The following is an 18,555-nucleotide window of genomic DNA, read 5'->3' on the forward strand; positions in this document are numbered from 1 at the left end:
TACTTGGATAGTAAAGATACTAATCTAGACGGTATTTTACCACAAATATTTAGTGATGATTTATTAGATGTTATTGAAGACAAAGATTTTGTATTTCAACTTTTTGCTTCTAAATATAGGAATAAGATATATTATCATTTTTGTTTATTGCTTGAAAAGCAACCTGAGATTTCTTGTTATGAAGATATAATTTTTGAAATGATTTCAAAAATATTATTAAATGGCACATTTTATCAAATCGAACCATATTATCATTATAGAAAAATAGAAGAGGTACTTTCTAGATTAATGTTGAATGTTTATGATGAGCATAAAGAGGATGAAATTTCAGAGCAGTGTTTAGACATCATCGATAAAATGTTTGAAAATGAATTCGGAAATGCTCGTATATTAATCGATGAATTGATGCAGAAGTGAGCTCAGTAAGAAGGGGGGTATTATATATTGATAAGAGTGCTAATTAAAAGGAGTCCCTATGTCATTTGAATCAGATATTTTTAGAAAAAAGCGTGTGGTGTTTGAACGCTTGGTGACGTTTGGATTTGAGAAATCTGAGGCTGGTTATGACTATACGAAGCTGATTTTGAATAGTGATTTTGAAGTGCGAGTTCATGTCTCATTGGATGGTCAGGTGTCTACAAGAGTGATTGATACTGATTTAAATGAAGAGTATCTTGCTCTTCATGTGGCTGGTGCGAGTGGCAATTTTGTTGGGAAGGTTCGTGAAGCTTATCAAGAAGTTCTGGTGCGTGTGGCTGAGGCTTGCTTTGAAGCTCTGCCATTTGCCAGTGATCAAATGAACCGACTGGCTAGTCACTTGAAGACGACATATGGCGATGATTTTGATCATCCATTTGAGAAATACCCTGACTTTTCTTCATTTCGCTATCCTGAAAATCAGAAGTGGTATGGTCTTGTGATGACGCTTGCGCGTGGCAAATTAGACCTTGGTGAGGAGCAGTGGTCGCAAGAAGAGCTAGACGAAAAAGTTGAAATAATCAATATCAAGGTTGAGCAAGATAAGTTGCCTGAATTGATTGCAATCAAGGGCGTTTACCCGTCTTACCACATGAATAAGAAGTCTTGGGTGAGTGTGGTTTTAGATGAGACAGTCCCTGATGAGCTCCTTTTTTCTTTAGTGGAAAATAGCAGAGCTTTGGTCGCTGGAAAGCAATTAGGGAGCTCATCTGGACCTGATTATTGGTTAATTCCAGCTAACCCCAAGTATTATGATATTGATGCTGAATTTGCAGCAAACAAGGTTATTTTATGGACACAAAAAGCAAGCATTAAAAAAGGTGATTTCGTGGCAATTTACATAACAGCACCGACTAAGGCAGTTCGGTATTTTTGCCAAGTCTTAGAAGCTGATTTGCCAAATGAAACTTACCGAGATGATACTTCCATCAAAAAATTAATGAAAATAGAACTGCTTCATACTTTCTCAGATGAGCAAGTGACTTTTGAAACGTTAAAAAGTTGTGGCGTCAAAGCTGTTCGTGGTCCACGACGAATGACAAAAGAATTAATTGAAAAAATCGATTCACTCAGAAAAGAATAAAGTAACCGTGCTAGTAGGTGCGGTCTTTTTTTGAAAATAAAATTGAAAGAATATTGCAAAAATAACTTTTGAAGAGTATACTATCTAACAATCGGGAGGTGCTTATGAGGAAAATCGAACGAAAAAATACAGGTCTTTTAGTAACGAGCAGTACGATTTCAAAGATAGGTGATACTTTATTTGATTATGTGAATAATTCGTTTTTAGCGAGTATGAACGTGAAATCAATGGTTTTGGTAGGAGTTTATCAAGCACTTGAAAATGTCATTGGAGCCCTGTTTAATTTATTTGGCGGAGTGATTGCGGACCGTTTCAGAAGAAAGAAAATTATCATTTTAAGTGATTTTTTGAGTGGCTTAATTTGTCTGTGCTTGTCTCCTATTTCCAAGCAAACTTGGCTCATCTATGCAGTCATTTTGACAAATGCTCTGTTAGCGCTTTTGTCAGCTTTCTCGACACCAGCCTACAATGCCTTTACCAAAGAAATCGTCGAAAAGGACAATATTACTCGAGTGAATTCTTACCTTCAAACGCTTGCGACTCTGGTTAAAATTATTGTCCCGATGCTTGCTTTGGGGATTTATCACGTGATTGGTATTCGAGGAGCCTTGAGTCTTGATGGGGTGTCCTTTTTATTATCAGCTTTGATTGTTGCTTTTGTTCAACCGATTTTAGAAGAAGCCAGTAAAACAGATAAATTTTCAGTTAAGATAATTTTAGAGGATTTGGTTAGTGGGTTTCACTATGTAGCGAAAAATCGTCAGATTTATCTTCTGATTGCTCTTTCTGCTGGGGTTAACTTTTTCATGGCTGGTTACAGTCTTTTACTGCCTTATAGTAATCAAATGTTTCCCAAAATCACTGGAAATAGTTATGCTATGTTTTTAACAGCTGAGGCGATTGGTGGAGTGATTGGAGCGGTTATCAGCGGAAAAATTAGATACAAACTATCGCCTGGTCAATTAATGGCACTTTTGTCTATTTTTGGAGGCTTTGTCGCGCTTGCTCCCATTCTTTATTTTTTGAAACCGAGTATTTTTCTTTTGGCACTGTCGCCAGTTGGTTCTGGAATTTTTATGACCTTGTTTAACATTCATTCTTTTTCCCTTGTTCAAAGAGAAGTAGCTAGCGAGTATTTAGGTCGAGTGTTGGGAATTGTTTTTACGGTTGCTATTTTATTTATGCCGCTTGGGACAGCTCTTTTCACGCTGATTTTTACACCAAGCAATCCCTTTAATTTTTTCTATATTGGGTGTTCGGTTATTATTTTGAGTTTTATTTTTTTGAAACTGTTACAAGGGTCAAAAGAGTGATATTTGATAACTGTCATTATTTAAACACTATTTTGACAACGGTTTAATTATTAGAAAAAAGTTGAGCTGTTTTTGTTTGATGGTTCAATTTTTTTAATACTATAAAGTGAAATTTTCTTCTAAAAAATGCTTATAAATGGCTGATTTTCCATCCTTTGTTAGGTTATCTAACATAAAATTCAAAAATATTGCGAAAATTTGCAAAAAAGTGTTTATTTTTTAAAAACATAGGTGTATAATAGCTCTATCGTTGTAAAGCGATCACGAAATACAAAATATACCTCACTATCGTTCATTATCATTTTGGTATTTCAAATTTAAAAAAATTTTTAAGGAGGAGCATATGAAGAAAAGCTTTATTCATCAACAGCAGGAGATTTCTTTTGTCAAGAATACTTTTACTCAATATTTGATTGATAAACTTGGCATCGTTGAAGTGCAAGGACCTATTCTTAGCCAGGTCGGGGATGGTATGCAAGATAATTTGAACGGCGTTGAACATCCTGTATCTGTGCACGTTAAACGTATTCCTGATGCTGAATATGAAGTTGTTCATTCACTTGCTAAGTGGAAACGTCATACCTTAGCACGTTTCGGCTTCAATGAAGGAGAAGGGCTTTTCGTACACATGAAAGCTCTCCGTCCAGATGAAGAAGAATTAGACCCAATCCACTCAATTTATGTCGACCAATGGGATTGGGAAAAAGTTATTCCAAATGGTCGTCGCAACATCGAATACTTGAAAGAAACTGTTGAACAAGTTTACAAAGCTATTCGTTTGACAGAATTGGCAGTAGAAGCTCGTTTTGATATTGAAGCAGTTTTGCCTAAGAAAATCACTTTCATTCACACAGAAGAATTGGTGGAACGTTACCCAGATTTGACACCAAAAGAACGTGAAAATGCTGCTGCTAAAGAATTCGGTGCGATTTTCCTTATTGGTATTGGTGGTATTTTGCCGGATGGTCAACGCCACGATGGTCGTGCACCTGACTACGATGACTGGACTTCTGAATCTGAAAATGGATACCATGGTCTTAACGGTGATATTATTGTTTGGAACGAAGTGCTTGGCTCAGCTTTTGAATTGTCATCAATGGGTATTCGTGTTGACGAAGAAGCTCTTAAACGTCAAGTTAAAATCACTGGTGACGAAGATCGTTTGCAACTAGAATGGCACAAAGCTCTTCTTAACGGTCTCTTCCCACTTACAATCGGTGGTGGTATCGGTCAATCACGTATGGCAATGTTCTTGCTTCGTAAAAAACACATTGGTGAAGTACAATCAAGTGTTTGGCCAAAAGATGTTCGTGATACTTACGAAAACATTCTTTAATAGAAGAAACTTAATTTAAGGACTAAAAAAGGTCGGCTGATACTCAGTCGGCTTTTTGATTATAAAAAAATCGCTAGAAAAACTTCTAACGACTAAACTGTTATTCAAATTTACAGCGTGTATATCCAGCAGCAATAGCATTTGATAATGTTGTTGGTGTAGTACTGTTTGAGCGGTTAAGACCACGGCAGTATGGGCTTAGGTGATAACGACGACCAGTATTTGTGATGTAAACAGTAGTAGCATCACCTTGTTGTGCAGCAGCGGCAGCTTGCTCTTGTGCTTGACGTGCGGCTTCAGCTTCTTGAGCTCTTTTGGCTTCTTCAGCTTGTTTCGCTACCTCAGCTTCTTTGGCATCAATAGCTGAAACGACAGCCTTGATGCGGTTATTAAAGGCTTCCTTTTTAGCTGAATCAGATACCGCGTTTACTTTATTTTTAGCGTCATCGACGTTTTCACGTTTTTGGTCGCTTTCGAGTTTTTTAACAGCTGTTTCAGCCGCATTGATAGCTTCTTGTTGTTTTTTAGCTTCGATGGCTGTTTTTACAGTTGCAATGCGTTTTTGAAGCTTTTCTTTAACCTTGCTATCTGTGACAGCATTCACTTTATTAGTTGCAGCATCGAGGTTAGCTTGAGTTTGATCATTTTCAAGCTTTGTGACAGCAGCTAGTGCTTTATCTTCGATAGCTTTGACTTTTTGGTATTCTTTTTTACCAATTTCAATGTATTTGGCGTTTTCTTCTTTGAAATCGCTGAGTTCGTCTTGACTGTCAATTAAATCTGATTTGGTATCGTCAATTTCTCGGCTGAGTTGTTCAATTTTAGTTTCAGCTTGGGTAAGTTCATGATCTTTATTTCCTTGAGCAGAGAAACTACCAATCAATAAGACTGACAAGACAGTAAGGGCAATATTTTTCTTGTCTTTAAAGAATTTTTTAAAATCCATCATAACTCCTTTATCCTAAAAAACTTTGATAATTAAAATTATCCTATTCATCATATCAAATCTTATTTTTAGTGTAAACCTTATCAATAATTTTTTAAGGCATTTTAGGTTAATTCTGTTATAATGGTTCTTATGAGAGTTGTAGCAGGAAAATTTGGTGGGCGTCCCTTGAAGACGCTCGATGGAAAAATTACTCGTCCGACAACTGATAAGGTTAAGGGCGCTATTTTTAATATGATTGGCCCATTCTTTGATGGTGGGCGTGTTTTGGATTTGTTTTCTGGTAGCGGTAGCCTTGCTATTGAAGCTATCTCACGTGGGATGGATGAAGCGGTCATGGTTGAACGCAATCGTAAGGCGCAAGCTATTATTACAGAAAATATCAAAATGACGAAATCTGAACAGCAATTCCATTTGATGAAGATGGATGCTAATAAAGCGATCGGCATGGTCAAAGGGCCTTTTGATTTGGTTTTGTTGGACCCGCCTTATGCGAAAGAGGAAATCGTTAAAAATATCACTGACATGGAAGAAGCTGGACTTTTGTCTGAAGATGTGATGATTGTATGTGAAACAGACAAAGCTGTGGATTTGCCAGAAGAGATTTCAAACTTTGGCATTTGGAAACAAAAAACATACGGAATTAGTAAGGTGACGGTTTACATTAGATAGTAAATGTCATGATATCCTTGATGGAGGCAATATGACAAAAATTGGTTTGGTGACGGGATCTTTTGACCCTGTGACAAATGGACATCTTGATATTATAGCGCGTGCGAGTCGACTATTTGATACGCTTTACGTGGGGATTTTTTACAATAAAAATAAAACAGGGTTGTTTAGCATTGCTGAGAGAAAGGCTATGTTAGAAGAAGCAGTCCAAGCTTTCCCAAATGTAAAGGTCGTGACAGCACAGGATTCTTTAGCAGTTGATGTGGCAAGAGAGTTAAAGGCTGGCTATTTGGTTAGAGGAATTCGAGATGCTAAAGATTTGGAATATGAGGCAAGTATGGATTTCTTCAATCATCACTTAGCTAATGATATTGAGAGTGTTTATTTACTTACCTCACCAGAGTGGCTTCATGTCTCATCTAGTCGTATTCGCGAATTGATGCATTTTCATTCGGATATTTCGGCCTTTGTTCCAGAAAGCGTTGTGAAAAAAGTGGAGGAAAAATATGACAATCTTAAACGCATTTAAAGGGATTTTGAAAAAGTTAGGTCGTATTTTATACCGCTTTAAATGGTGGATACTAGGAGTAGTGGAAACTGTATTTCTCATCTTTAGTTTATTTTATCCCCTCGACTATTATGTTGAAATGCCTGGGGGTGCTTATGATGTTCGTAGTGTTTTAACCGTTAATAACAAAACAGATAAAGACGAAGGTTCCTATAACTTTGTAGCGGTGACAGTGAGTCAAGCGACGCTTGCTCAGCTGGTTTATGCTTGGTTAACACCGCATACGGAGATTTCAACGGCTGCCGCAACAACAGGTGGCTACAGTAATGAAGATTACATGCGTATTAATCAATACTACATGGAAACTTCACAAAATACAGCGACCTACCAAGCTTTAACCCTAGCAGGGAAAGACGTTAAGCTTGATTATCAAGGTGTCTATGTCCTAAATGTAACCAAAAATTCAACCTTTAAAGGACTTTTACATCTAGCTGATACGGTTACTGGTGTAAATGGTAAAACGTTCAAGAGTTCACAAGAATTGATGGCTTATGTAGCAGACTTGGATCTTGGCTCTAAAGTCACTGTTCAAGAAATTTCAAACGGTAAAACAAAAGAGGTTTCTGGTAAAATCATTGAATTGCCAAATGGTAAAAATGGTATCGGTATTGGTTTAGTCGATCATACCAAGGTGTCATCTGATGTCGATGTGACTTTTGATACCAGTGGTGTTGGTGGACCTAGTGCAGGCTTGATGTTCACCCTTGATATTTATGATCAAGTTAATAACGAAGACCTTCGTAAAGGTCGTAAAATTGCTGGTACTGGTACCATTGAATCAGATGGTTCTGTTGGTGATATCGGCGGAGCAGGCTTAAAAGTTGTCTCAGCTGCCAAATCTGGTGCAGATATTTTCTTTGTTCCAAATAATCCAGTCGATAAAGAAACATTGAAAAAAGATCCTGATGCTAAGACAAATTACGAAGAAGCCAAAGAAGCTGCTAAAGACCTTGATACAGACATGAAAATTGTCCCTGTCAAGAATGTCCAAGAAGCGATTGATTACCTAAGAAGTACAAATTAATACAAGAAGCATCTCTTTTAGACTAGCTAAAAGAGGTGTTTTTTGATGCATCAGTTAACTTTTTCTTAAGCTTTATTTTTTACAATGGTTTAAAATGAAGAGGTGGAATACTAATAGATTGGAGGAGTGTATGACAAACTGGCAGAAGCGTTTGGTGATTGGCTTTAATATTGCAGCCCTGTTTATCTTTTTAGATGTTAGTTTGTTAATTTTTATTAGATCTGTAAATGGTCATGGTATTTATCAGACCTTAGGCATGAAGTGGCTGACTTTCTCAGCTTGGGTACTTTGTTATGCTTCCTTATGGATGTTCCAAGGAATTGCTTATATGTTTGTTAAACGTCTCTCCTTGGCAAAAGAACAGCGAAATAGTCGCTGAGTATTGAAAAGCTAGATTTTTTATCTAGCTTTTTTGGTTGATAATAGATTTGTAAAGGCACTGAAATATCACTATCGGGGTGGAAAATGCTATAATATTGCTATGACAGAAAAGCTAACGATTTTACATCTGAATGATTGGCATTCTCATTTTGAAAATTATCCAAAAATCAAACGTTTTTTTCAAGAATATCCTGAGACAAATGAAGTTATTCGCCTTGATATTGGGGATAATATTGACCGCTGGCATCCGATGACAGATATCAGTAAGGGAAAATGTAATGTTCAATTTTTAAACGAGCTTAAGATTGACTTTGCGACCATTGGTAATAATGAAGGAATTGGTCTGGCAAAACATTGGTTAAATGAGGTTTATCAAGAGGCTGACTTTGATGTTATTTTAGGAAACTTAGAAGACGATAATGGTCGCCCCGACTGGGCAGTACCTTATAAAATTTATGAGACCAAAGCAGGCACTAAGATTGCTTTTTTAGCTTATACTTTTCCCTATTATCTGACTTATAAACCAGGTGGATGGACAGTCCTTGACCCTTTAGAATGCTTAAAAAGAGACCTTGCTATTAAGGAAGTGCAAGAAGCAGATTTTAGAATATTATTAAGCCATTTGGGACTTCCTTGGGATGAAAAAATCACCGCTGCTTGTCCAGAAATTGATTTGATTATTGGGGCTCATACGCATCATGTCTTTGAAGATGGAGCCTGTCTTAATGGCACTTACATGGCAGCTGCAGGAAAATACGGTCAGTTTGTCGGTGAAATTAATCTCAGCTTTGATAATCATGAAATGACTAATATCACAATCCACGCTCATGAAACTAGTCATATGGCAAGTAAACCAGGAGATAAAGAATGGATTGAAAAAATTGTTTCAGATGGTCGCAAGCTTTTAGGGCAAGAAATGGTGAAGCAATTTGATGAGGATTTGAGTTTAGACGAGTCTTGTCAATTGGTTATGGATGCTATGAAAGATTATGCCAAAGCAGATATTGCCATGATAAATTCTGGCTTGGTTGTGGAGCCTTTTACTAAGGACATTACTAAAGATACTTTGCACCATTCGCTTCCGCATCAAATGCGACTAGCAAGGTTAGAAGTAAGCACCGATGAGTTAGCCGAAATCTGTCAAGATGTTTATTCGCAAGCAGAATTGTTAGCTAGACAACAGATCCGTGGCATGGGATTTCGCGGTAAGGAATTTGGGACCGTTTTAACGAGTGGCTTTGCTTACAAAAACGGAAAAATAGTGTATAATGAAAAGGTTACGAATGAAAAGGAGACTGTCAGTCTAGTCTTGGTTGATCAATACTATTTTGCACGCTATTTTGAAAGCATTAAATCACATCAAGCTGAGCTGCTTTTTCCTGAATTGCTTCGAGAACTGGTAGAAGACTACCTCAGACATAAAGAATAAGTTTTACGATGGATGAAGAGAGGAGACCGATGAGAAAAGATATCTCTCCTGAAATGTACAATTACAATAAATTTCCTGGTCCACAATTCGTGGCACTTTCTGATCGTGTCAAAAGCGATGATATCGAGTTGTTGATTTTAGCCAATGAAAAAGATGCTTTTAATGCAACTGTGTTTAGTCAACGATTTTCAGAGATTTTGCTTAAATATGACTACATCGTCGGAGATTGGGGAAATGAACAGCTACGTCTAAAAGGTTTTTACAAAGATGACCGCGACGTTAAAAAGGCTAATCGTATTTCACGTTTAGATGATTACCTCAAAGAGTATTGTAACTTTGGCTGTGCTTATTTTGTTCTTGAAAATAAAGAGCCACGTGCTGTGAAGTCTGAAGAAGAAAAACAAACAAGACGTCATAAATCACAAAAACGTTCGTCTGGTAAGAAAAAAGCTGACCGTTCAGGAAATCAACATTTTACCAGTCAAAAACGTAAAGAAAGCAAAGGACGCAGTGAGCGTCACCAAAAACGTGAACAACAAAAAGAAATTCAGTCGGCAAAACAATTTGTCATTCGCCGCAAAGAGAAATAGGAAGGAAATAAATTTACAGAATGCAAACAGAAACTAAGGACATGAAGCCCTCTATTTACGGTTTAACACGTGATGAACTCATCGAATGGGCAATCGAACACGGTGAAAAGAAATTCCGTGCAACACAAATTTGGGATTGGCTTTACCGTAAACGTGTCCAATCTTTTGAAGAAATGACAAACATTTCAAAAGATTTTATCGCTATTTTAAATGAAAATTTCTGCGTTAACCCATTGAAACAACGTGTCGTCCAAGAAGCATCAGATGGTACCGTCAAATACTTGTTTGAATTGCCTGATGGGATGTTGATTGAAACAGTTTTGATGCGCCAACACTATGGCTTGTCAGTCTGTGTAACATCACAAGTCGGTTGTAACATGGGTTGCTCATTCTGTGCCAGCGGTTTGATTAAAAAACAACGTGATTTGACAAGTGGTGAAATCACTTCACAAATTATGATGGTACAAAAATACTTTGATGAACGTGGTCAAGATGAGCGCGTGAGTCACGTCGTTGTTATGGGGATTGGTGAACCATTTGATAACTACGATAACGTGCTTCGCTTTGTTCGTACGATTAACAATGACAATGGTCTTGCTATCGGTGCACGTCACATCACAATTTCAACATCAGGTTTGGCACACAAAATTCGTGAATTTGCTCATGAAAGCTTGCAAGTTAACCTTGCCGTTTCTCTTCACGCGCCAAATAATGAATTACGTTCACAAATCATGCGTGTCAACCGTTCATTCCCACTTGAAAAACTCTTTGCTGCGATTGAATACTACGTTGAAACAACTAACCGTCGTGTGACATTTGAGTATATCATGTTAAATGATGTTAATGACTCACCAGAAAACGCACAAGAATTGGCTGATTTGACGAAAAAAATCCGCAAATTATCATACATCAACTTGATTCCATATAACCCAGTATCTGAACACGACCAATACCGCCGTTCAAGTAAAGAACACGTTGCAGCCTTTTACGATGTTCTTAAGAAAAATGGTGTTAACTGTGTCGTTCGTCAAGAACACGGAACTGATATTGATGCCGCTTGTGGTCAATTGCGTTCAAATACAATGAAACGTGACCGCCAAAAAGCTGCTAAAGCAAAATAAGAAGGTAAAATGAGAAAGCTATTTGATGAAGAACTTGAGTTGACAAGCATAGGGCGTAAGGTGACAATAACTTTGGTGGGGATTTACATCCTTGCCCTTTGCTTCTTGTGTTTTAGTCCGCAACCATTTAAAATTGATGGGGTTGAGACACCCAATATCATTTATTATGGACGCTTACGTTTGCTTTTGGTGCCGTTTAACAGTTTGATTGGTATTGGTCAGCTTGATAGTGCCTTTGAAGCATTTTGGGTATTTGCGCAAAATGTCACCAATATGTTTCTTGTTTTTCCATTGATGTTTGGCTTGATTTGGCTATTTCCAAAATTGCGTCAGTGGAAGCGAGCTTGGCTATTTGCTTTTGGAGTGAGTCTAGTGATTGAAACGACTCAATTGCTTGTAGATTTACTCTATAATGCTAATCGGGTCTTTGAAATTGATGATCTTTGGACTAATTCGTTAGGTGGCTTACTAGCTTTGGGGCTTTACACAGTTATTTACAAAAAATATCACAAGTAGTTATTTATAGGTCAGGAAAAACTCCTGACCTTTTTCATATGAGAAGCTTAGGGCAGGAAACTTGACTTAGAGTCTACTCAAGGGTGTATAATATCAGCTAGAAAGCAGGTTTTAATGAAAATTATAAAGGATCTCTGGTGGTTTTTTAGGCTGGAGAAAAAACGGTATATTATTGGAATTCTTGCTCTTATTTTGGTGGCAATTTTAAACCTTGTCCCTCCAAAAGTTATGGGCGGAGTTATTGATCGAGTGACATCTGGTGAGTTAACACAAGGGCAATTGCTGATGAGCTTATTCTTGTTGGTTTTATCAGCTTTTGCTATGTATTTTTTACGTTATATTTGGCGAATGTATATCTTGGGAACGTCGTATCGTCTTGGTCAGATTATGCGTTTTCGCTTATTTGATCATTTTACAAAAATGTCACCTAATTTTTATCAAAAACATCGTACGGGTGATTTGATGGCGCATGCTACCAATGATATTAATGCACTGACACGTTTAGCAGGCGCTGGAGTTATGTCAGCAGTAGATGCGACAATTACGGCTTTTGTGACTTTGGTGACAATGGCTTTTAGTATTTCTTGGCAAATGACCTTGGTAGCGGTGATTCCTTTGCCATTTATGGCATATGCAACAAGTCGTTTAGGACGAAAGACTCACCAAGCGTTTGGAAAATCTCAAGCTGCCTTTTCAGAATTAAATAATAAGGTTCAGGAGTCCGTGTCAGGTATCAAAGTAACCAAGTCATTTGGATATCAAGAAGATGAACTTCAGTCTTTTCAAGAAATCAATGATATGACTTTTGTTAAGAACATGAAAACCATGAAATATGATGTCATGTTTGATCCTTTAGTGCTTTTATTTATTGGGGCAAGTTATGTTTTGTCATTGTTGATGGGAGCTTTTATGGTATCAGCCGGTCAAGTGACGGTTGGTAATTTAGTAACCTTTATCACTTACTTAGATATGCTAGTTTGGCCCTTAATGGCAATTGGTTTTCTTTTTAATATGATTCAACGCGGTTCTGTCTCTTATAATCGTATTAATCGTCTTTTGAAAGAAACATCTGATGTCCAAGAAAGTAAACAGCCTTTGCAGACTATTCAGAATGGTACTTTGGTTTATGATATTGATTCGTTTCATTATGAAAATGAGGAGACGTTATCAGATATTCATTTTGCTCTAGAACAGGGGCAAACGCTGGGATTAGTTGGGCAGACCGGTTCTGGTAAGACTACCTTGATTCGTTTGTTGTTACGTGAATATGATTTGACTGATGGTCGGATTATGCTTGATGGCAACAATATCAAGGATTACAAGTTATCTGATTTACGCCGTTTGATTGGTTATGTCCCACAGGATCAATTTTTATTTGCCACTAGTATTTTAGAAAATATTCGTTTTGGAAATCCCGATGCCTCTTTAGAAAAGGTTGAAGCAGCAACGAAGTTATCTCGAGTTTATGATGACATTATGGCAACACCAGATGGCTTTGAAACTTTGATTGGTGAGAAAGGGGTTAGTCTTTCTGGTGGTCAAAAACAGCGGATTGCTATGAGTCGTGCCATGATTCTTGATCCTGAAATTTTGATTTTGGACGATTCTTTGTCAGCAGTAGATGCTAAGACAGAACATGCTATTATTGAGAATCTTAAGCAAACTCGTCAACATAAATCGACAATTATCACAGCACATCGTTTGAGTGCGGTGGTTCATGCTGATTTAATCTTAGTCTTGCAAGATGGGCATATCATTGAACGAGGGCGTCATGAGGATCTTATTAAGCAAGGTGGCTGGTATGCAGATACTTATGAAGCTCAGCAATTAGAAATGGAAGGAGATAGTGATGAAGAATAATGCAAATCAGTGGCGTGTATTTAAGCGCCTCATGAGCTATCTCAAACCTTATAAATTCTTAACTGCCTTAGCTCTAGGTCTTTTACTACTAACAACGGTTGTTAAGAGTCTGATTCCACTGATTGCTTCTTACTTTATTGATCATTTTTTGACGGATATGAATCAGACTGCCATGCTGATTTTAGTTGGTTATTACCTCATGTATGTCTTGCAGACGCTTATCCAGTATTTTGGAAATTTCTTCTTTGCGCGTGTGTCTTATAGCATTGTTAGAGATATTCGAAGAGATGCCTTTGCAAACATGGAAAAACTCGGTATGGCTTACTTTGACAAAACTCCCGCGGGTTCTATTGTCTCTCGTATTACAAATGATACTGAAGCTATCAGTGATATGTTTTCAGGCCTTTTATCAAGCTTTATTTCGGCTATTTTTATCTTTTCAGTAACTCTGTTAACCATGTTGAAATTGAATGCGACATTGACAGCTTGGGTTGTGATTTTCTTGCCATTTATCTTTGTTTTGGTTAATCTTTATCGCAAAAAATCGGTAAGTGTGATTGAAAAAACACGTGCATTGTTGTCAGATATTAACAGTAAATTGTCTGAGAGCATCGAAGGGATCCGAATTATTCAATCCTTTAGTCAAGAAGAGCGTTTGAAAGATGAATTTGAAGCTATCAATGAAGAGCATGTATTTTATGCTAATCGTTCGATGGCATTAGATAGTCTTTTCTTGCGCCCTGCTATGTCACTTCTGAAGTTATTAGCATATGCTATTTTAATGGCCTATTTTGGTTTTCGTGGAATGGAAATTGGTATTTCTGCTGGTTTGATGTATGCCTTTATCCAATACGTTAATCGTCTTTTTGATCCTTTGATTGAAGTGACTCAGAATTTTTCAACTTTGCAAACCTCAATGGTTTCAGCTGGACGGGTGTTTGATTTGATTGATGAACAGCAATATGAACCTGAACAAAATGGTGTGTTAGATTTTGTGCAAGATGGCAATATTGAGTTTAAAAATGTGAGTTTTTCTTATGATGGAAAACGCCGGATTTTAGACAATATTTCCTTTAAGGTTAATCAAGGTGAGACGATTGCCTTTGTAGGATCGACTGGATCAGGAAAGTCATCAATTATTAATGTCTTTATGAGGTTTTACGAGTTCCAATCAGGTCAAGTTTTACTGGATGGTAAAGATATTCGTGATTATTCTAAAAAAGCTTTGCATAAAAATGTTGGTTTGGTACTGCAAGAACCATTCTTGTATCATGGTACTGTGGAATCTAATATTAAAATGTATCAGGATATTTCTGATGATGCTGTTCAAGCTGCCGCAGCCTTTGTGGATGCTGATCAGTTCATTCAAAAATTACCTGATAAATATGAGACAAAAGTGACAGAACGTGGTTCAAGTTTTTCAACAGGTCAACGTCAACTTTTGGCATTTGCAAGAACCGTAGCTAGTCAGCCGAAGATTTTAATTTTGGATGAAGCGACAGCAAACATTGATTCAGAAACGGAAAACACTGTTCAAGAGTCTTTGAAGAAAATGCGTCAAGGCCGTACAACCATTGCCATTGCTCACCGCTTATCAACCATTCAAGATGCTGACTGTATCTATGTCCTAGACAAAGGTAAGATTATTGAGTCAGGAACTCATGATGAATTGCTAAGTTTGAAAGGAACTTACCATCGTATGTATCAACTGCAAGCAGGTATGATGGAAAATTAAACTGATAACCAATTTGCTAAAGAGCAGATTGGTTTTTTGTTGCCAAAAACATGACAAAAGTCATATAATGTCATGACATTATAAGCTAAAAAGCTCAGCTATTTTTTTCTAAAATAAAATCATCAAATAAAGAGAAAAATGGAGCTTATGAAATGATTACGGTTGAAAATATCTCAAAGACCATTAAAGGAAAAACTATTTTACAGGACATCTCGTTTGAAGTGGCTGCCGGAGATTGTGTGGCTCTGATTGGTCCAAATGGTGCCGGGAAAACCACTTTGATGTCATGCTTGTTAGGAGATTTGAAAATTAGTAAAGGAAAGATTGTCATCAATGGTTTAGCCCCAAATAGTCAGCGATTAAAAGATTCAGTAGCTGTTTTACCACAAGAAAATCGCTTGCCAGAAAAATTGAGAGTATGTGAATTAATTGCATTTTTTAAAGCGATTAGCAAGACCCCTTTAACTGATAAAGAGATTGATTACATTTTGCAATTTAGCAAGGAACAAAAAAATCAGCTAACTGAGAAATTATCGGGTGGTCAAAAGCGCTTGTTGGCTTTTACTTTGTGCCTTATTAGCCAACCCAAAATTCTTTTCTTAGACGAACCAACAGTAGCAATGGATACTTCAACGAGACAACATTTTTGGCAAATTATCCAAAGCCTGAAAGAAAAAGGTGTAACGATTTTTTATTCGAGTCATTACATTGAAGAAGTCGAACATACGGCTGAGCGCATTTTAGTTTTACATCATGGAAAGTTGCTACGTGATACGACTCCATTTGCTATGAGAGAAGCTGAACATGAAAAACAAGTTACCTTGCCAAAAACATTTTTACCGTTTGTTAATAGCTTAGCAAATGGTTATCGCATTAAAGTAAAGAATGACTCAGTTACTTTTATGACAAAAGAGATTGATAGTGTCTGGCAGAAATTACAGAAACATGGTTGCCAGATTTCCGATATTGAAATTCAAAATAAAACCTTATTAAATACATTATTTGACCAAACACAGGAGAATGAAAAATGATTGCTTTATTAAAAGTTGAATGGATTAAAACGAAACGTACTTGGCTAACCTTTGTATTATCTATTGGAATGCCGGTTTTCTTTTTCTTGTTCTTTTCTGGGATGGAGCTCTCTCCAGATTTAAAAGAGCAGAAGGTGCTGGTGATGAGTTATATGTTAACCATGACAGCATTTTCAATGTCAAGCTTTGGCTTCTTCTCATTTCCAGCTATGCTTGTGGAAGATAAGACTAGCGATTGGTTGACTTATATTGAACATTCTTCGGTTTCAATTTGGCAGTATTATCTATCAAAAGTGATTCGAGTTTTAGTTTGCTTTTTACTGTCTATTTTAGCAACGTTTTTATTTGGTGCGATTTTTCGTGGGGTGACAATGCCGCTTAGCCGCTGGTTGGGTTCAGCAGCCTTATTGTTATTGTCAAGTTTACTATTTCTAGCTTTTGGTTTGTTGATTTCGCAAATGAAATCACAACAGTTAATGACAATTGTCGGTGATATTGCCTTTCTTGGATTGGCTATTATCGGTGGTTCTTGGATGCCAATCGAGACCTTTCCAGAGTGGATGCAAAAGCTAGCCAAAGTAACACCGATTTATCATGTGAATATCTTGGTGACGGACTTTGCTAAAAATGCTCAATTAAATTGGCAGTCCTTGATTATTGTGCTTGGCTATGCCATAATAATAGCAGCGTTAGCGCTTATGATTAAGAATAAAATTGAGGTTAAATGATGTTGAAAAGGATTAGGAATGTTCACTCCTTATTTTATCTGCCATTAGCTTTTTTAGCTTTTCCTGTTTTGGGTGTTTTCTTTTTCGGTTATCCAGTTTGGACTCTGGGGATAACAGCGGCTTTTTTGCTTGGCTACCTTTTTCTTGTCAATTTTGAAGAAAATCCCTTAACCAATTCTTGCTGGTTACTCATGCTATCTTATATTATCTACATGACACTTTGTGTTGATGGTGGCATGATGTGGTTTACTTTTTATTTTAATAGTTTGCTTGTTTTTCAATTTCAAGATGATTATCGCTCATTTCGTTTTATTTCCTACGATTTAGCCATGCTTTTCATGATGTTTGTAGGAATGACTTTGACAGAAGATATAACGACTCGTGTGATGATTTTTCTTGTTCCTGTTGTGAATTATGCCATTTTATTTCATTGGATGAATGCTCGAAAAAATGAAGCACAAGAAAAAGCTATCATGGAAAAGAATCGTACCATTAATTTGTTACTAGCTGAAAATGAGCGAAACCGTATTGGACGTGATTTGCATGACACCTTGGGTCATGTCTTTGCTGCCATGACTTTAAAAACAGAGTTAGCACTTAAGCAATTAGAGAAAGGAAAATACGACCTTGTCAAAAAGCAATTAGAAGAATTAAACCAAGCTAGCCGCTCTTCGATGCATGATGTTAGAAATATCATCAATAATCTCAAGTTTAGAACACTTGAAGAAGAGATTGAGCAGTTGGAGCATTTCTTTGCTATGACGGAGATTGATTATCAGTTGAAAAATGATTTGAATTTAGAAACTATGGCGCCTGTCTTGCAATCGACTTTGTGCATGATTTTGCGAGAACTAAGTAATAACGTCATTAAGCATAGTCAGGCTAATCAATGTCGTTTTCATTTATTTGAAAAAGAAGGAAAGGTATTTGTCAGAGTAGAAGACAATGGTGTTGGTTTTGAAAAATTAACAGGGAATGAACTCCAATCTATTCGTGACAGACTTCTCTTAGTTGAGGGAAAAATTCAGATTCTGTCACAAGCTCAACCGACACTTATCCAAGCTGAATTGGGGTTAAAGGAGAAATAGGATGAAATTATTAGTTGCTGAAGATCAATCCATGCTGCGAGATGCTTTGTGCCAATTGTTGCTCATGGAAGATGATGTCGATGAGATTTTACAAGCCAGTGATGGTGAACAAGCTATTGGAATATTAAAAACGGAGTCTCCAGATGTGGCAATTCTTGATGTGGAAATGCCAAAAAAATCTGGACTGGATGTTTTAGAGTGGGTTCGAAAAAATAAGGAGATGAAGGTTATCATTGTGACAACCTTTAAACGAGTTGGTTACTTTGAACGTGCAGTAAAGGCAGGTGTTGATGCTTATGTGTTGAAAGACCGTTCAACTTCTGAGTTGATGTCAACAATCCACACAGTGCTTGCAGGCAAAAAAGAGTATTCACCGGAATTGATGGAATCTATGATAAGCCAGGATAATCCGTTGAGTCCCCAAGAAAAGCGTATTTTACAATTGATTTCACTTGGAAAATCGAATCAAGATATTGCTGATACCCTTTATCTTTCAAATGGAACGGTGAGAAATTACACATCATCAATTTTTAATAAATTATCAGCCAATAATCGTGTTGAGGCGGCTAGAATTGCTAGAGACAAAGGTTGGTTATAAAGTAAATTAGAACTCGGTCAAATGGGTTCTTTTTTATTTTCCTCAATTAAAAAACGAT

General features: G+C 37.0%; 19 protein-coding genes. 18 read left to right on the plus strand and 1 reads right to left on the minus strand.

The window, feature by feature from the left end; all coding sequences use genetic code 11:
- The 4 genes from E0E02_RS09440 to asnA all read left to right on the plus strand — a co-directional run.
- A partial coding sequence (locus E0E02_RS09440; RefSeq protein ID WP_165937139.1) for a hypothetical protein occupies positions 1-417 on the plus strand: 417 nt, incomplete at its 5' end.
- A 58-nt stretch (positions 418-475) separates the two neighbouring features.
- On the plus strand, positions 476-1,561 hold the full coding sequence (locus E0E02_RS04995) for an MmcQ/YjbR family DNA-binding protein (protein WP_133018015.1): 1,086 nt from the start codon (positions 476-478) through the stop codon (positions 1,559-1,561).
- Positions 1,562-1,665: 104 nt separating this feature from the next.
- Positions 1,666-2,874 carry an MFS transporter gene (locus E0E02_RS05000; RefSeq protein ID WP_133018016.1) on the plus strand — a complete coding sequence of 403 codons (1,209 nt, stop codon included), beginning with the start codon at positions 1,666-1,668 and terminating at the stop codon, positions 2,872-2,874.
- 343 nt (positions 2,875-3,217) lie between these two features.
- Positions 3,218-4,210 (plus strand): aspartate--ammonia ligase, encoded by a 993-nt coding sequence (gene asnA / locus E0E02_RS05005; protein ID WP_074563225.1) that lies wholly within the window; start codon positions 3,218-3,220, stop codon positions 4,208-4,210.
- Between the two features lie 100 nt (positions 4,211-4,310).
- Here the strand turns inward: asnA and E0E02_RS05010 are convergent, their stop codons facing one another.
- Positions 4,311-5,156, minus strand: a complete 846-nt coding sequence (locus tag E0E02_RS05010; RefSeq protein ID WP_133018017.1) for a hypothetical protein — start codon at positions 5,154-5,156, stop codon at positions 4,311-4,313.
- Positions 5,157-5,288: 132 nt separating this feature from the next.
- Here E0E02_RS05010 and rsmD point away from each other — a divergent pair, with 132 nt between their 5' ends.
- From rsmD to E0E02_RS05080, 14 genes are all read left to right on the plus strand, one after another.
- The gene (rsmD, locus tag E0E02_RS05015) at positions 5,289-5,828 is read left to right on the plus strand and encodes a 16S rRNA (guanine(966)-N(2))-methyltransferase RsmD (protein WP_133018018.1); all 540 of its coding nucleotides are present in this window, start codon (positions 5,289-5,291) and stop codon (positions 5,826-5,828) included.
- Positions 5,829-5,859: 31 nt separating this feature from the next.
- Positions 5,860-6,357: a pantetheine-phosphate adenylyltransferase gene (gene coaD, locus E0E02_RS05020; protein WP_133018019.1), complete on the plus strand. Its 498-nt coding sequence runs from the start codon at positions 5,860-5,862 to the stop codon at positions 6,355-6,357.
- Positions 6,335-7,420 carry a SepM family pheromone-processing serine protease gene (locus E0E02_RS05025; protein WP_133018020.1) on the plus strand — a complete coding sequence of 362 codons (1,086 nt, stop codon included), beginning with the start codon at positions 6,335-6,337 and terminating at the stop codon, positions 7,418-7,420. The genes coaD and E0E02_RS05025 overlap by 23 nt, the downstream gene beginning before the upstream one ends.
- Before the next feature lie 130 nt (positions 7,421-7,550).
- Positions 7,551-7,799, plus strand: coding sequence for a DUF3923 family protein (locus tag E0E02_RS05030; protein ID WP_014334393.1), 249 nt, complete (start codon positions 7,551-7,553; stop codon positions 7,797-7,799).
- 102 nt (positions 7,800-7,901) lie between these two features.
- Complete coding sequence (locus E0E02_RS05035; RefSeq protein WP_133018021.1) at positions 7,902-9,230, plus strand: bifunctional UDP-sugar hydrolase/5'-nucleotidase; 1,329 nt, start codon at positions 7,902-7,904, stop codon at positions 9,228-9,230.
- Positions 9,231-9,259: 29 nt separating this feature from the next.
- On the plus strand, positions 9,260-9,820 hold the full coding sequence (locus tag E0E02_RS05040) for a YutD-like domain-containing protein (RefSeq protein WP_133018022.1): 561 nt from the start codon (positions 9,260-9,262) through the stop codon (positions 9,818-9,820).
- A gap of 20 nt (positions 9,821-9,840) precedes the next feature.
- Positions 9,841-10,941: a 23S rRNA (adenine(2503)-C(2))-methyltransferase RlmN gene (rlmN, locus tag E0E02_RS05045; RefSeq protein ID WP_039697319.1), complete on the plus strand. Its 1,101-nt coding sequence runs from the start codon at positions 9,841-9,843 to the stop codon at positions 10,939-10,941.
- A gap of 9 nt (positions 10,942-10,950) precedes the next feature.
- Positions 10,951-11,457, plus strand: coding sequence for a VanZ family protein (locus E0E02_RS05050; RefSeq protein WP_133018023.1), 507 nt, complete (start codon positions 10,951-10,953; stop codon positions 11,455-11,457).
- A gap of 114 nt (positions 11,458-11,571) precedes the next feature.
- Positions 11,572-13,317 carry an ABC transporter transmembrane domain-containing protein gene (locus E0E02_RS05055; protein WP_133018024.1) on the plus strand — a complete coding sequence of 582 codons (1,746 nt, stop codon included), beginning with the start codon at positions 11,572-11,574 and terminating at the stop codon, positions 13,315-13,317.
- A complete protein-coding gene (locus tag E0E02_RS05060) occupies positions 13,307-15,052 on the plus strand; it encodes an ABC transporter ATP-binding protein (RefSeq protein ID WP_074601332.1) in 1,746 nt (581 codons plus the stop codon). The genes E0E02_RS05055 and E0E02_RS05060 overlap by 11 nt, the downstream gene beginning before the upstream one ends.
- Positions 15,053-15,204: 152 nt before the next feature.
- Positions 15,205-16,083 (plus strand): ABC transporter ATP-binding protein, encoded by an 879-nt coding sequence (locus tag E0E02_RS05065; protein ID WP_074601335.1) that lies wholly within the window; start codon positions 15,205-15,207, stop codon positions 16,081-16,083.
- The gene (locus tag E0E02_RS05070) at positions 16,080-16,811 is read left to right on the plus strand and encodes an ABC transporter permease (RefSeq protein WP_074601337.1); all 732 of its coding nucleotides are present in this window, start codon (positions 16,080-16,082) and stop codon (positions 16,809-16,811) included. The genes E0E02_RS05065 and E0E02_RS05070 overlap by 4 nt, the downstream gene beginning before the upstream one ends.
- A complete protein-coding gene (locus E0E02_RS05075) occupies positions 16,808-17,899 on the plus strand; it encodes a sensor histidine kinase (RefSeq protein ID WP_174235031.1) in 1,092 nt (363 codons plus the stop codon). The genes E0E02_RS05070 and E0E02_RS05075 overlap by 4 nt, the downstream gene beginning before the upstream one ends.
- 1 nt (position 17,900) lies before the next feature.
- Positions 17,901-18,497: a response regulator transcription factor gene (locus tag E0E02_RS05080; protein ID WP_074563241.1), complete on the plus strand. Its 597-nt coding sequence runs from the start codon at positions 17,901-17,903 to the stop codon at positions 18,495-18,497.
- Positions 18,498-18,555 lie beyond the last annotated feature (58 nt).

Source organism: Streptococcus sp. KCJ4932, assembly GCF_004352745.1.
GTDB lineage: Bacteria > Bacillota > Bacilli > Lactobacillales > Streptococcaceae > Streptococcus > Streptococcus ruminicola.

Bases quoted from the DNA above. Each gene is read 5' to 3' on its own strand.
- E0E02_RS04995 (WP_133018015.1), top strand. From the start codon at position 476: ATGTCATTTGAATCAGATATTTTTAGAAAAAAGCGTGTGGTGTTTGAA.
- E0E02_RS05000 (WP_133018016.1), top strand. From the start codon at position 1,666: ATGAGGAAAATCGAACGAAAAAATACAGGTCTTTTAGTAACGAGCAGT.
- asnA (WP_074563225.1), top strand. From the start codon at position 3,218: ATGAAGAAAAGCTTTATTCATCAACAGCAGGAGATTTCTTTTGTCAAG.
- E0E02_RS05010 (WP_133018017.1), bottom strand. From the start codon at position 5,156: ATGGATTTTAAAAAATTCTTTAAAGACAAGAAAAATATTGCCCTTACT.
- rsmD (WP_133018018.1), top strand. From the start codon at position 5,289: ATGAGAGTTGTAGCAGGAAAATTTGGTGGGCGTCCCTTGAAGACGCTC.
- coaD (WP_133018019.1), top strand. From the start codon at position 5,860: ATGACAAAAATTGGTTTGGTGACGGGATCTTTTGACCCTGTGACAAAT.
- E0E02_RS05025 (WP_133018020.1), top strand. From the start codon at position 6,335: ATGACAATCTTAAACGCATTTAAAGGGATTTTGAAAAAGTTAGGTCGT.
- E0E02_RS05030 (WP_014334393.1), top strand. From the start codon at position 7,551: ATGACAAACTGGCAGAAGCGTTTGGTGATTGGCTTTAATATTGCAGCC.
- E0E02_RS05035 (WP_133018021.1), top strand. From the start codon at position 7,902: ATGACAGAAAAGCTAACGATTTTACATCTGAATGATTGGCATTCTCAT.
- E0E02_RS05040 (WP_133018022.1), top strand. From the start codon at position 9,260: ATGAGAAAAGATATCTCTCCTGAAATGTACAATTACAATAAATTTCCT.
- rlmN (WP_039697319.1), top strand. From the start codon at position 9,841: ATGCAAACAGAAACTAAGGACATGAAGCCCTCTATTTACGGTTTAACA.
- E0E02_RS05050 (WP_133018023.1), top strand. From the start codon at position 10,951: ATGAGAAAGCTATTTGATGAAGAACTTGAGTTGACAAGCATAGGGCGT.
- E0E02_RS05055 (WP_133018024.1), top strand. From the start codon at position 11,572: ATGAAAATTATAAAGGATCTCTGGTGGTTTTTTAGGCTGGAGAAAAAA.
- E0E02_RS05060 (WP_074601332.1), top strand. From the start codon at position 13,307: ATGAAGAATAATGCAAATCAGTGGCGTGTATTTAAGCGCCTCATGAGC.
- E0E02_RS05065 (WP_074601335.1), top strand. From the start codon at position 15,205: ATGATTACGGTTGAAAATATCTCAAAGACCATTAAAGGAAAAACTATT.
- E0E02_RS05070 (WP_074601337.1), top strand. From the start codon at position 16,080: ATGATTGCTTTATTAAAAGTTGAATGGATTAAAACGAAACGTACTTGG.
- E0E02_RS05075 (WP_174235031.1), top strand. From the start codon at position 16,808: ATGATGTTGAAAAGGATTAGGAATGTTCACTCCTTATTTTATCTGCCA.
- E0E02_RS05080 (WP_074563241.1), top strand. From the start codon at position 17,901: ATGAAATTATTAGTTGCTGAAGATCAATCCATGCTGCGAGATGCTTTG.